At 74.0% G+C, this 13,221-nt stretch carries 11 protein-coding genes; all 11 read left to right on the top strand.

The window, feature by feature from the left end; genetic code table 11:
- Window positions 1-11 precede the first annotated feature (11 nt).
- The gene (locus tag HGK68_RS14420) at window positions 12-1,277 is read left to right on the top strand and encodes an NAD(P)-binding domain-containing protein (protein ID WP_246260409.1); all 1,266 of its coding nucleotides are present in this window, start codon (window positions 12-14) and stop codon (window positions 1,275-1,277) included.
- 56 nt (window positions 1,278-1,333) lie between these two features.
- A complete protein-coding gene (locus HGK68_RS14415; RefSeq protein ID WP_169167147.1) occupies window positions 1,334-1,672 on the top strand; it encodes a DUF5997 family protein in 339 nt (112 codons plus the stop codon).
- Window positions 1,673-1,804: 132 nt separating this feature from the next.
- Window positions 1,805-2,896 carry a heme/hemin ABC transporter substrate-binding protein gene (locus HGK68_RS14410; protein ID WP_169166586.1) on the top strand — a complete coding sequence of 364 codons (1,092 nt, stop codon included), beginning with the start codon at window positions 1,805-1,807 and terminating at the stop codon, window positions 2,894-2,896.
- Window positions 2,893-3,936, top strand: coding sequence for a FecCD family ABC transporter permease (locus HGK68_RS14405; RefSeq protein WP_169166585.1), 1,044 nt, complete (start codon window positions 2,893-2,895; stop codon window positions 3,934-3,936). Before HGK68_RS14410 ends, HGK68_RS14405 begins: the two co-directional genes overlap by 4 nt.
- Window positions 3,933-4,730 carry a heme ABC transporter ATP-binding protein gene (locus HGK68_RS14400; RefSeq protein WP_169166584.1) on the top strand — a complete coding sequence of 266 codons (798 nt, stop codon included), beginning with the start codon at window positions 3,933-3,935 and terminating at the stop codon, window positions 4,728-4,730. Before HGK68_RS14405 ends, HGK68_RS14400 begins: the two co-directional genes overlap by 4 nt.
- Window positions 4,727-5,815 carry a hypothetical protein gene (locus HGK68_RS14395; RefSeq protein ID WP_169166583.1) on the top strand — a complete coding sequence of 363 codons (1,089 nt, stop codon included), beginning with the start codon at window positions 4,727-4,729 and terminating at the stop codon, window positions 5,813-5,815. Before HGK68_RS14400 ends, HGK68_RS14395 begins: the two co-directional genes overlap by 4 nt.
- Complete coding sequence (locus HGK68_RS14390; protein ID WP_169166582.1) at window positions 5,812-7,047, top strand: hypothetical protein; 1,236 nt, start codon at window positions 5,812-5,814, stop codon at window positions 7,045-7,047. The genes HGK68_RS14395 and HGK68_RS14390 overlap by 4 nt, the downstream gene beginning before the upstream one ends.
- 97 nt (window positions 7,048-7,144) lie before the next feature.
- Complete coding sequence (locus HGK68_RS14385) at window positions 7,145-8,548, top strand: WxL domain-containing protein (protein WP_169166581.1); 1,404 nt, start codon at window positions 7,145-7,147, stop codon at window positions 8,546-8,548.
- Between the two features lie 46 nt (window positions 8,549-8,594).
- Window positions 8,595-9,602, top strand: a complete 1,008-nt coding sequence (locus HGK68_RS14380; RefSeq protein ID WP_169166580.1) for a DUF916 domain-containing protein — start codon at window positions 8,595-8,597, stop codon at window positions 9,600-9,602.
- A gap of 193 nt (window positions 9,603-9,795) precedes the next feature.
- Window positions 9,796-11,514 carry an ABC transporter ATP-binding protein/permease gene (locus HGK68_RS14375; RefSeq protein ID WP_169166579.1) on the top strand — a complete coding sequence of 573 codons (1,719 nt, stop codon included), beginning with the start codon at window positions 9,796-9,798 and terminating at the stop codon, window positions 11,512-11,514.
- The gene (gene cydC / locus HGK68_RS14370) at window positions 11,511-13,220 is read left to right on the top strand and encodes a thiol reductant ABC exporter subunit CydC (protein ID WP_169166578.1); all 1,710 of its coding nucleotides are present in this window, start codon (window positions 11,511-11,513) and stop codon (window positions 13,218-13,220) included. Before HGK68_RS14375 ends, cydC begins: the two co-directional genes overlap by 4 nt.
- Window position 13,221: the final 1 nt, after the last annotated feature.

The following is a 13,221-nucleotide window of genomic DNA, read 5'->3' as shown; positions in this document are numbered from 1 at the left end:
GTTGTCCGGGCGTGGCCCCTGATGACGACCTGCAGCCGGTGGATGTGGTGGTGATCGGCGCCGGACAGGCCGGACTGTCGGCCGCCGCGCACCTGCGACGTTCCGGATTCGCCCCGGTCGACGCCCCCGAGCCGGGTGCACCGACCTTCGTGGTGCTGGACGCCGCCGACGGTCCGGGCGGTGCCTGGCGCGAACGCTGGCCGTCGCTGACCATGCGGACCGTGCACAGCGTGTACGAACTGCCGAACCGGCCGATGCCGAGCTTCGACCCCGAACTGTCGGCTGCGGTGGCGCTGCCCGGTTACTTCGGCGCGTTCGAGGCGGACGAGGGGCTGCGGGTGCGACGCCCGGTCCAGGTGCGGGCGGTGACCGACGCGCCCGACGGGCTGCTGGCGGTGGAGTCGGTGGACCGCTCCGGGCTGCCGGTCGGCGACCCGGGGCCGCAGGCGCGGTCGACCGAACAGCCCGTCGACCTGCTCGGCTGCGGGGCCGGGGCGCTCCGGCCGGAGCCGCACGCGGTGCCGACCGTCCCGCAGGCACCCCGCCGGGTGCGCCGGACCTGGCTCGCCCGGGCGCTGATCAACGCCACCGGCACCTGGACCCGACCGTTCTGGCCGGTGTACCCCGGGCAGCGCGACTTCGCCGGGACCCAGCTGCACACCCACGACTACCGCGGACCGGAGGAGTTCGCCGGTCGCCGGGTGATCGTGGTCGGCGGCGGGAGCTCGGCGGCCCAGCACCTGCTGGCGATCGCCGGGGTGGCCGCCTCGACCACCTGGGTCACTCGTCGGCCGCCGGAGTGGGTGGACGCCGACTTCTCCCCGGAGCTGGGTCGGGAGGCGGTGGCCCGGGTGGAGCAGCGCACCCGGGAGGGGCTGCCACCGGCCAGCATCGTGTCGGCGACCGGGCTGTCCCTGACCCCGGAGTACCGGGCGGGCATCGCGTCGGGCGTGCTGCTGGCCCGGCCGATGTTCGACCGTCTGGTCCCGGACGGTGCCCGCTGGGTGCCCGGGCCGGTCGCGGAGGGCTGGGTGGACGGGCCGGAGCACGTGGCGGCGGACGTGGTGCTGTGGGCGACCGGGTTCCGGCCGGCGGTGGAGCACCTGGCGGGTCTGAAGCTGCGGCACCGCAACGGCGGCATCGAGCTGAACGGCACCCGGGCGGTGGTCGACTCTCGGGTGCAGCTGGTCGGTTACGGGCCCAGTGCCAGCACCATCGGGGCGAATCGGGCCGGTCGGGCGGCCGCGCGCGAGGTGCGACGGCTGCTCGACGCCTGAGTCCGTATCCTGGGTGGGTGACCTCGCAGCCCCGTCGTGCCCGCGCGACCCAGACCATGAAGCCCGCCACCGCCGCGGCCAAGCTCGGCGTGTACCTGCCGGCGACCCCGGCGGAGTTCCAGGCCGGGCCGGTGTCCCGCGACCAGCTGGACGAGTGGCAGCAGAACCCGCCGGAGTGGCTGACCGAGCTGCGCCGCAACGGACCGCACCCCCGCCAGGTGGTGGCGGCCCGGCTGCGGGTGTCGATGTCGGGGTTGGCCCGGGCCGGGCTGACCGACCCGTTGACCACCGAGCAGATCGAGGCAGTGATCGCCGAGGCGCCCGAGTGGCTGCACCGGGAGCGGGCCAGCTTCGCCGAGGTCAAGCGTGAGGAGCAGCGGCTCAAGGAGCGCTGATCGGAGTCGACACGGCCCGTCGGGAGTCATCCCGGCGGGCCGTTGTCGTGTCGTGACCTGCGGACTCTTGCCTAGTGAGGACGACCTAACTTAGGTTAGGCGAGCCTTCGCTGAGCAGGAGTCCATCCCGTCATGTCGTTGTTCCGTCGTGCCCTCATGTCGTTCGTCGCGCTCGCCGTCCTGGCCGGGTGTTCGCTGAACGGCCCCGCGGGCGACGCCGGTCCGGTCGCCGCCGCCGACCGTCCGGCGCTGGACTCGCTGACCCCGCTGGACCACCCCCGGGAGTACGCCGGGCCGAGCACCGCGGTGTCGTCCGCCGCGCCGGTGGCTCCGGTGGTCGACGATCCGCGGCCCGCGCTGCCCGCCACGGTCACCGACGCGCAGGGCACCACCGTGACCGTCACGGACACCAGCCGGATCCTGGCGCTCGACCTGTACGGCTCCACCTCACGGATCGTCTACGAGCTGGGACTGGGCGACAGCGTCGTCGGCCGGGACACCTCCTCGGACTTCACCGAGATCATCGACAAGCCGCTGGTCACCACGAACGGCCACGAGCTCACCGGCGAGGCGATCCTGAACCTCGCGCCGACGCTCATCATCACGGACACCACCCTCGGCCCCTGGGATGTGGTGTTGCAGATGCGGGACGCCGGGATCCCGGTGGTCGTGATGGACGCGCATCGCGGTCTGGACACGGTGGCCACCCTGATCACCCAGGTCGCGGCCGCCGTCGGACTGCCGGAGGCCGGTGCTGCGCTGAGCGAGCGCACCCAGGCGGAGATCGACCGGGTGAGCACCCAGATCGCCCGGCTGGCGCCCGCCGATCCCGCGGAGAAGCTGCGGGTGGTCTTCCTCTACCTGCGGGGCAGCGCCGGGGTCTACTACCTGTTCGGCACCGGTTCGGGAGCCGATTCGTTGATCAGCACCCTCGGCGGGGTGGACGTCGCCACCGAGATCGGCTGGCAGGGGATGCGGCCGATCACCGACGAGGGACTGATCGCGGCACAGCCGGATCTGATCCTGGTGATGACCGAGGGTCTGGCGTCGGTGGGCGGGGTGGACGGTCTGCTGGAGCAGCTGCCCGCGGTGGCCCAGACCCCCGCGGGGGAGCACCGCCGGGTGGTCGACATGGCCGACAGTCAGCTGCTCGGCTTCGGGCCCACCACCGCGCAGACCCTGGACGCGCTGGCCCGGGCGTTCTACGCACCGGACGCGGCATGACCGGCCGGCGCTCGCGGGTGCTCCCGGTGACCGTCGCGCTGGTGTGCTGCCTGGTGGTGCTGGCCGGGCTCAGCGCCGGGCGCGGACAGCTGGACGTGCCACCCCAGCAGGTGCTCGGCTCGGTGCTGCACCGGATCGGGCTCGACTGGTTGCCGTCGCCGACGCACCCGAACGGCGATGCCGCGCTGTGGAGCATCCGGTTCCCTCGGGTGGCGATGGCGGTGCTGGTCGGCGCCGCCCTGGCGACCGCCGGTGCGGTGATGCAGGGGGTGTTCGGCAACCCGCTCGCCGATCCCGGCGTGGTGGGCGTGTCATCGGGCGCCGCGCTGGCCGCCTGCACCGGGATCGTGTTCGGCCTGAGCTTCGCCGGGGCGTACACCACGGCGGTGCTGGCCTTCGTCGGCGGGCTGGTGGCGACCGTCCTGGTGTACGTGGTCGCCCGGTCGGAGGGTCGGACCGAGGTGGTGACCCTGGTGCTGACTGGCGTCGCGGTGAACGCGGTGGGCGGCGCCGGTCTGGCCTTCCTGACCTTCCTCGGTGATACCCAGTCCCGGGAGCAGATCGTGTTCTGGCAGCTGGGTTCGCTGAACGGCACCCGGTGGGCGTACGTCGGCGTGGTCGCGCCGCTGGTCGCCGTCGGGTTGGTGGCGGCGCTGGTGCTGGCCCGTCGACTGGACCTGCTCGCGCTCGGCGAACGTGCCGCCCGGCACGTCGGGGTGGATGTCGAACGTCTGCGGCTGGTGTGCATCGTGGTCGTGGCGCTGCTCACCGCCGCCGCCGTCGCCTTCTGCGGGATCATCGCCTTCGTCGGACTGGTGGTGCCGCACCTGATCCGGATGCTGCTCGGCCCGGGGCACCGGGTGCTGATCCCGCTCTCCGCGCTCGGTGGAGCCGTGCTGCTGACCGGGGCGGACCTGGTCGCGCGCACCGCGGTGCCGTACGCGGACCTGCCGATCGGGATGCTCACCGCGCTGGTCGGCGGCCCGTTCTTCTTCTGGCTGATCCGCCGTACCCGCCGCTCGGCCGGGGGCTGGGCATGAGCGCCGTGGTGCAGGCCAGGGGGTTGGGCTACGCCGTCGAGGAGCAGGAGCTGCTCACCGGGGTCGACCTGGACCTGCTGTCCGGCGAACTGCTCGCGGTGGTCGGACCCAACGGCGCGGGCAAGTCGACCCTGCTGGGCCTGCTCGCGGGCGACCTGCGGCCGACCACCGGCAGCGTGCGCTACACCGGGCGGGACGCGCACAGCACCCCGGCGGCCGAACTGGCCCGTCGTCGGGCGGTGCTGTTGCAGGAGAACCGGTTGAGCTTCCCGTTCAGCGTGCTGGACGTGGTGCGGATGGGGCGCGCGCCGTGGCGGGGGCGGCCGGAGGAGACCGAGGACGACCGTGCGGTGGCCGACGCGCTGGACGCCGCAGACGTGCGACACCTCACGACACGCCGGTTCCCGACGTTGTCCGGCGGCGAGAAGGCCCGAACCTCCTACGCGCGCAGCCGGGCGCAGGGCACCGCCGTGCTGCTGCTGGACGAGCCGACCGCGGCGCTGGACATCCGGCATCAGGAGCTGGTCCTCGGGCACGCCCGGCACCGGGCGCGCGCTGGGGACGCGGTGCTCGCGGTGGTGCACGACCTGTCGCTGGCGGCCGCCTACGCCGATCGGGTGCTGCTGCTCGGTGGTGGACGGGTGCATGCGGTCGGTGCGCCCGACGCGGTGCTCCGGGCCGATTCCCTCAGCGCGCTCTACCAGTACCCGGTGCGGGTGATCCGGCACGGGGCGGAGCTGATCGTGCTGCCGGAGCGCAGCCATGACCGTCGACAGCGAGGAGCAGAGCAGTGATCGGACGCGCAGTGGCCGTGGGCGCGGTCGCCGTCGGGCTGGTCGTGGCCGTGGGCCAGACGGCGACGGCCGCCGGGGCCGTGGACGTGGTCGGCGTCGACGGCCGGGCCCAGGCGTCCCTGGACGGGCCGACCACCCTCCGGCTGTCCGGCACCGGGTTCCAGTCCGTCCCGAGCGGCTTCGGCGGGATCTACGTGTCCTTCGGGTGGGTGGACGACGCCGCCGGTGGCACCTGGCGACCGAGCCAGGGTGGCCGCACCGGCATCGACTACGACTACATCCCCGACTCCGAGACCGCCGACAACCAGGGCTACCTCCGCTTCGTGGCCTTCCCCGGCGCGGACACCGAGGCGGCGGCGAACGGCGGCACCGTGGCGGCCGACGGCACCTGGTCCACCACCCTGACCGTCCCCGGCCCCACCTTCACCGCCCAGGGCAGGGACGGTGCGGCCACGAGCATCGACTGCACCCAGGTGCAGTGCGGGGTGATCACGATCGGCGCGCACGGCGTGGTGAACCCGAGCAACGAGAGCTTCACACCGGTGACCTTCGCACCCGCCGGTGCGGCCGAGCCCACCCCCGACGGCGCCGCCGCGTCGCCGAGCGCGGAGGGCGAGCGCTCGGCGCCGACCGTCGGCGTGGACCAGGCGACCGCGGTGGTCGGCCGCGCCCTGACCTTCGCCGGGCAGGGATTCGACCCGGGGGAGCAACTGACCGTCACGCTGGACGACGGCGTCGTGTCGCTCGGCCCGTTGACCGCCGGTGCCCAGGGGGAGATCGCCGGCGCGTTGGGGCTGCCCGCCGACACCCGCGTGGGCACCCATCTGCTGCGGGTGGCGGCGGCCGGGTCCGGGCTGACCTCGGAGCTGGAGTTCACCGTCACCGCCGACCCGGCGGCGGCGACGGCCGCCGAACTGTTGGCGGCCGAGACCGACTCCGGGACCGGACACGGGTGGACAGCGGCGGAGATCGCGCTCGCGGCGGCCGGTGGCGTGCTGCTCAGCACGGTGGTGGTCTCCTTCGTCACCGCGCAGCGACGACGGCGACGTGCCCGGGCCACGGCGGCGACGGAGGCGGTCCGATGAGGCGGCTGCTCGGCGGCGCGGCACTGGTCGGCGCGCTGCTGCTCCTCGGTGCCCCGGCGGCGCTCGCGGCGGGCGAGGGATCGGACGACGGCGCGATCGAGGTCGGCGTGACCATCCCCGACCTCGGCGATCAACAGCTCGACATCACCAACGGTCAACTCCGGTGGTCGGTGAACGCCGAATCCGGTGCCGGCGCGTTCTTCGGGGGCTGCAACTTCCTGATGGCCGGGGTGCCGGGTGCCACCGGTGATGCCGGGAGCGCCAAGGTCTGGACCGAGCAGGACGGCCTGTACCGGGCGACCGACGGCGCGGTGCGGATCGACCGACCGACCAGCGACGGCAGTCGGGTGACCGCCGACTGGGCCAGCCGGTGCAGCGACCGGGACGGGGTCACCGTGACGGCGGGCAACAACCGGGTCACCGAGCAGCACGTGGTCCTGGACGGTGGCGTGGGCACGGCGGACCCGCAGGCCGGTACCGCGCAGATCCGCTGGTCGGGGACGTTCACCGTGGTGTTCTACGGCGGGATGACCTACTGGTGGGCCAGCGATCCGATGCTCACGGTGTCCGCCGACGGCACGGCCCGTCTGACCGCGACCGCCGGTGGGTACAGCACGTCGATGACCGACACCGCGCAATGGTCGCGGCTGGCGGACACCACCGTGACCCTGGCCGAGCTGTCCGGGGTCCGGCTCACCGATCAGGGGTTCTCGGCTCTCCCCGCCTACCGGGGCGTCGCGGTCGCCACCCCTGCCGGTGCCGCCGCCCAGGTGCGTACCGGCGCCGACTGGGGGTCGTTCCCGCAGGACTTCGTGGACTTCCAGGGACTGACCGGCCAGGCCGCGTACTGGTACTCCTCCGGGTCAGCGGCGGACGAGCGGAAGCCGGCCGGCACCCTGTACGCGAGCTACGACGCCGCGGCGGCGCTGGTCCCGGTGGCGGAACGTCCCGGGGGCGGTGCGGCGCAGAGCGCGGGGGTCGACGACCGCGCCGCACGGACCGCCGCGGGAGGTCCTGCCGCGGCCGCGGCAGCCGTCGCACCGGCATCCGATCCGTTGAGCGTGCCAGCGGTGGCGACCCAGACGGTCACCCAGGCGCGCGGTGCGCTGATTCCGGCGAGCGTCCCGGTCGCGGCCCAGACGGCGGCCTGGGGTGCCGCCGGTCTGCTGCTCGCGGGCTCGGGAACGATCGTCGGCTTCCGCAAGGGCTGGCTGGTGCTGCCCGGGCGGTAATCCGGTCGGGGCCACGGCGCCCGATCGGAACACCCGTGCGCTGTGGGGCGCACGGTCGGGGCCGACCTCCGTGGTCGGCAGAGGAGAGGAACTGACGATGGCTCAACGGGAGAATCGCGCCCGACACCGCTGGTCCGCGGTGCTCGCGACGGTGGCGCTCGGGTGCGGGATGGGGGTCGCGGGCACCCTGACGGCCTCCGCCGCCACCGGCCCCACCCCGGTGGACGACGTGGAACTGCGCTGGGCGCTCAGCGCCGAGGCGACCTCCGGTGCCTACTTCGGTGGCTGCAACTTCCTGTCCGCGGGCGCGGCCGGGAACTCCGGGTCCTCCCGCGCGTGGACCGAGGCGGACGGCTTCTACTCCGGTCAGGTCGGCAACGTGTCCGTGCAGAAGGACACCCCGTCCGGCAGCGCCGTCGCGACCTGGGCGACCAAGTGCCAGACCGCCGCCGGTGCCGCCGCGGCTCCCGGCGCGTCGACCGGTTCCACCGGGGTGTTCGCCGCCGGTTCCGGCACGGTGGACACCGCGGCGGGCACTGCCAGCATCGCCTGGGACGGCGACCTGACGGTGGCCTTCTACGGCGGCATGAGCTACTGGACGCTGTCCGATCCGGTGCTGACCGTGGCCGACGGGACGGGGCAGCTCACCGGCACCGTCTCCGGGTACGGCACCTCGATGGACGACCAGTCGCAGTGGGTCGCCCTGCCACCGGAGCAGGTCGTCCTGGCGAACCTGAGTGCGGTCACGGTGGACGCCGACGGCTTCGTGGTCACCCCGGACTACCTGGGGGTCGAGGTCACTCCCGCGTCCGGCACCCAGGCGCGCACCGGCACGTCCTGGGGATCGTTCCCGCAGGCGTTCGTCGACTTCCAGGCCAAGACCGGGCAGTCGTCGTACTGGTACTCCTCGGGTGGCTCCGCCGACCCGCGCAAGGTCGCGGCCCCGCTGAGCGTGGCATGGACCGTGGATGGGGGGACCGGCACCGACCCGGGCACCACCCCCGGAACCGGTGAGGACATCGACCTGGGCGTGACGATCCCGGAGGACACCGATCCGGGCACCCCGGGCGACGGCGAACTCACCTGGACCGTGCAGAACCCCGACACCCGGGTGAACCTGGGGACCGCGCAGGCGACGGCGAGCGCCTTCGTCGCCTCCGGTGCCCTGAACCGGGTCACCGTCTCCGACACCCGGGCCGCCGCTGGTGCCTGGACGGTGAACGGCTCGGCGACCGCGTTCAGCTCCGGCGCCGCCAGCTTCCCCGGCTCCGCCCTCGGCTGGACGCCGTCGCTGGTCGACAACACGGTGGGCGCGGTGGCCGGCCCGACGGTCGCCGCCGGGTCCGGATCCGGACTGTCGGCCGCGAGCACCCTGGTGTCCGCCCCGGCCGGGCACAGTGCGGGGAGCGTCTCGGTGGACGCCGCTCTCCAGTTGTCGGTCCCGCGGAACACGGCAGCCGGGAACTACACCGGTGTGCTGACCCTGACCGTGGTGGGTTGACATCGACGCCCCCGTTCCCCCCGCTCGCCGTCGTGGTGGTGCGATCGTGCTGGTCGGGCTGCTGCTCGCGCTGGTGTCGCCCGCCGCGGCGCAGGCGTCGGCCACCCCGACCGACGCCGACCCCTCCTCGGTGACCTGGGGGGTGGCCCCCGGTGACACCGAGCACGGCATCGACCGGGCGAACTACGCCTACACCCTCGACCCCGGGACCGTGCTGCACGACGTGCTGGACGTGACGAACCGCGGCAGCGCCGACCTGCACCTGGCCGTCTACGGGGCGGACGGACTGACCACCACCTCCGGTCAGCTCGATCTGCTGCCCGCCGACCAGGAGTCGACGGACGTGGGACGGTGGATCGTGCCGGAGGTCGGTGCCATCGACGTCCCGGCCGGCACCACGGTCTCGGTGCCGTTCACCGTCACCGTCCCGGCCGATGCCACCCCGGGCGACCACTCCGGCGGCATCCTCACCGCGCTGTCGGCGGCGACCGGGGACGACGGCACGGTCCGGCTGGACCGTCGGCTCGCCCTGCGGATGCACGTCCGGGTGTCCGGCGAGCTGACACCCGGTCTGACGGTCAGCGACCTGACGATCGACCGGCGGGCGGCGCTGAACCCGATCGCCGGGGACACCCTGCTGATCCGGTACCGGCTGACCAATTCCGGGAACACGCGGCTGGTGCCCACCGACGCGGTGGCGGTCGCCGGGTTGGTCGGTGCCGGGCGAGTGGTCGACGTGTCCGGCGCGGAACAGGTCGAGGTGCTGGCCGGGTCGTCGGTGGAACGCGAGCTCACCGTCACCGGAGTGCACACCTGGGGTCGGGCCGAGGTCACCGTCCGGGCACAGGGCAGTGCCGTCGGTGCCGGTCACGGCGCGGTGATCACCGCCTCCACCACGCGCTCGGTGCTGGCACCGCCGTGGGCCGCGCTCGCCGTCCTCCTGCTGCTGAGCGTGGTGGTGGTCACTGTCGTGCTGCTGCGCCGCCGTTCCGCCGCGGCGCGTGGCAGGGTGTCGTCCACTGGCCGCTCCGCCCCGGTCGGCATCCGTCGTTGAGGACCTTCGCATGACCTCCCCGCAGCACCCCGCACACCGCCCCGGCAGCGGTCACCCCGGTGATCGTCCCGCTCATCCGGGGGGTCGCCCCGGAGGGCATCCCGGTGGGCGACCGAGCGGTCACCCGGGTGGGCACCCCGGTGGTCACCCGGGCGGACACCCCGGCCGACCCAGCGGCCCGGTGGGTCCGCCCGTGGTGCCGACCCCGCCGCTGCCGCGCCGGGTGCTGGTGCTGCCCGCGGTCCTGACCTGGGCGGTCGCCGCCTGCACCACAGCCGCCTACCTCGCGCTCGGTTCCGTGCTGGAGCCGAGCCGGATCGGCGCGGGCATGCCGCTGGCGCCGATCGTGGTCCTGGTGGTCGCGGTGCTCGGTCTGGCGGTCGCCGCCTTCGTCGGTCCGCGGATCAGCCTGGGCGCGGTCGGCCCGCGCGAGGGTCAGCGCCGCGACGTGCTGCTGGACCAGATGTTCCGCCTCGGCGTGGCATTCCGGACCCAGGAACGGTCGGGCCGCTTCGTCAGCACCGCCACCGACGGGGTGGAGCGCGCGGCGAACTACGAGGCGACCTTCCGCTGGCCGATCCTGGCGTCGATGACCGTGCCGGTGATCGCGCTGGTCGGCCTGGGGGTGGTGGTCGACCCGGTGATCGCGCTGTGGCTCGCCGTGGCTCTGCCCGCGATCCCGCTGCTGGTCGGCGGCTTCCAGAAGGCGTTCCGCGGGGTGTCCGGCCGGTACCGGATGACCTCGCGCCGGTTCGCCGCGCAGTACCTGGACGCGATCCAGGGCCTGCCGACCGCCACCGCCTTCAGCCGGGCGCGCGCCAAGGGCGCCGAACTCGCCCGGTCCGCCGAGGACCTGCGGCGGCAGGTGATGCGGCTGCTGGCCGGGAACCAGGTCGTGCTGCTGGTGATCGACTCCTCGTTCTCACTGGCGATGATCGCCGCGGCCGCCGGGCTGGCCATGAACCGGCTGCGGGACGGTGCGATCACGCCGGGGCAGGCGATCTCCGTGGTGCTGATCTCCACCGTGCTGCTCGAACCGCTGGACCGGGTCGGCCAGTTCTTCTACGTCGGGATGGGCGGCCGCGCCGCCGTGCGGGAGATCGACACCGTGCTGGCCCAGCACGCGGTGGTCGAGGACGCGCCGGGCGTGCGGGTCCCCGCGACGACCGACAGCACCGAGGCGCTGGCCCTGGAGCACGTGGACTTCGCCTACCCCGGCGGTGGGCCGGTGCTGCGGGACGTGTCCTTCACGGTGCCGGTCGGCGGGCGGGTCGCGCTGATCGGACCGTCGGGCTCCGGCAAGAGCACGGTCGCCACCCTGGTCCAGGCCCACCTGCGACCCACCGCCGGGTCGATCCGGGTCGGTGGACAGGACGTGACCACGGTGCCGACCGACTGGGTGCGCGAGCAGATCGCGGTGGTCGCCCAGACCACGTACCTGTTCACCGGCACCCTGGCCGACAACCTGCGGCTCGCCGACCCGACCGCCGACGACGACACCCTCTGGCACGTGCTGAGCGAGGCGAATCTCGCCGATGACGTGCGCGGCTTCCCGGACGGCCTGGCCACCCGGGTCGGCGAACGGGGACTGTCGCTGTCCGGCGGGCAGGCGCAGCGGCTGGCCGTCGCCCGGGCACTGCTCAAGGACGCGCCGATCCTGGTGCTGGACGAGCCGACCAGCCAGGTGGACGCGGCCTCGGAGTCGGCGCTGGTCGAGGCGCTGGACCGGGCGGGGGCGGGGCGCACCGTGCTGCTGGTCGCGCACCGGTTGAGCACGGTGCGCGGTGCCGACCAGGTGCTGGTGCTCGCCGAGGGGCAGATCGTCGAACAGGGACCGCCCGACCAGTTGGGCAGCATCGACTCGTACTACGCCCGTGCGTTGGACCTGTCGGGGATGGGGGACATCCGATGAGTGAGCTGACCCGGGCGCAGATCTCCCGGCGCCTGATCCGCTTCGGTCGCCCGGTGCTGGCACCGCTCGGCCTGTCCCTGGTCTGCCGGGTGCTGGGCCAGCTGCTCGGGATCGGGCTGCTCGCGGTCGCCGCCGCCGGGGTCGCCCGGATGGTCACCGACCCCGAGCCGCGGATCGCGCCGATCGTCTGGACCCTCATCGTCCTGTCGCTGGTCAAGGGGGTGCTGCGCTACCTGGAGCAGTTCTCCGGCCACGCGGTCGCGTTCCGGGCGCTGGCGATGCTCCGGGTCGACTTCTACGACCGGCTCGCACCGCAGTCGCCCGCCGGGGTGCTGTCCCGGCGCACCGGTGACCTGGTCAACCGTGCCACCAAGGACGTCGACCGGGTCGAGGTGTTCTTCGCGCACACCCTGGTCCCGGCGATCAGCGCCGTGCTGGTCCCGGTGATCACCCTGATCGCGCTGGCGACCACCACCGACCCGGTGCTGCCGCTGGTGCTGGTGCCGTTCCTGGTGCTGGTCGGTGCGATCGTGCCCGCCTGGGGCCGGGAGCCGAGTGCCGCGGCCGCCGCGACCGTGCGGGGCGAACGCGGCCGGCTGGCCCAGTTGATCACCGAGTCCCTGCAGGGGGTGCGGGAGGTGCTGGCCTTCGGTGCCGCCGGCCGCCGCCGCGCAGCGGCCGCACAAGTCGACGGTCGGATCAGCGCCGGACTGGATGTGCTCGCGGTCTGGACCGCACGCCGTCGTGCCGCGAACGCGGTGCTGATGGTCGCGGCCGTCGCCACCGTCGCCCTGATCGGGGCCGCGCGGATGCGCGCCGGTGACCTGGCCTGGGACGACTTGGTGGTCACCGTCGTGGTCTCGCTGGCGGTGTTCACCCCGGTCCTGGCGGTCGAGGGCGTCGTCCCCGACCTGGAACAGGCATTCGCCGCCGCGCGGCGGATCTGGCGGATCACCGACTCCGCCCCTGCCACCACCAGCCCCGCCGCACCGGTCCGCCTGCCCGACGGCGGGCTGGACATCCGGTTCGAGAACGTGACCTTCGGCTACCCGGTGCCGGAGCTCGACCCCGACGACGCGCTGCCCACCCGGGCGCGGGCCGCCGGGCCGGTGCTGGACGGTGTCACCCTGGAGATCCCGGCCGGCACCACCACCGCGGTGGTCGGACCGTCGGGCTCCGGCAAGTCGACGCTGGTCAACCTGCTCACCCGTGCCTGGGATCCGCAGGCGGGCCGGGTGCTGCTCGGCGGCGTCGACATCCGGGACGTGGCCCTGGACGAGCTGCGGCGGCACGTCGCCGTGGTCGGTCAGAGCACGTACCTGTTCAACGACACGCTGGCCGCCAACCTGCGCCTGGCGGCACCGGACGCCTCCGACGCCGACCTGGAACAGGCGTGCCGACGCGCCGCTCTGCACGACGCCATCGTCGCCATGCCCGACGGGTACGACACCCGGGTCGGGGAGATGGGGGAGCGGCTCTCCGGTGGCCAGCGGCAGCGGCTGGCGATCGCCCGTGCGCTGCTGCTCGACGCCCCGGTGCTGATCCTGGACGAGGCGACCAGTCAGCTGGACGTGGCGACCGAGGCGGCGATCCAGGACGCCCTGGTCGAGGTGTGCACGGGTCGGACGGTGCTGGTGATCGCGCACCGTCCTGGCGCGGTGCGGACCGCCGACCGGGTGGTGGGGATCGGCGACCTGCACGGCTGAG

The sequence above is a fragment of the Cellulomonas taurus genome, assembly GCF_012931845.1.
Classification (GTDB): Bacteria; Actinomycetota; Actinomycetes; order Actinomycetales; family Cellulomonadaceae; genus Cellulomonas; species Cellulomonas taurus.
This window is presented reverse-complemented; position numbering and strand designations above follow the sequence as displayed.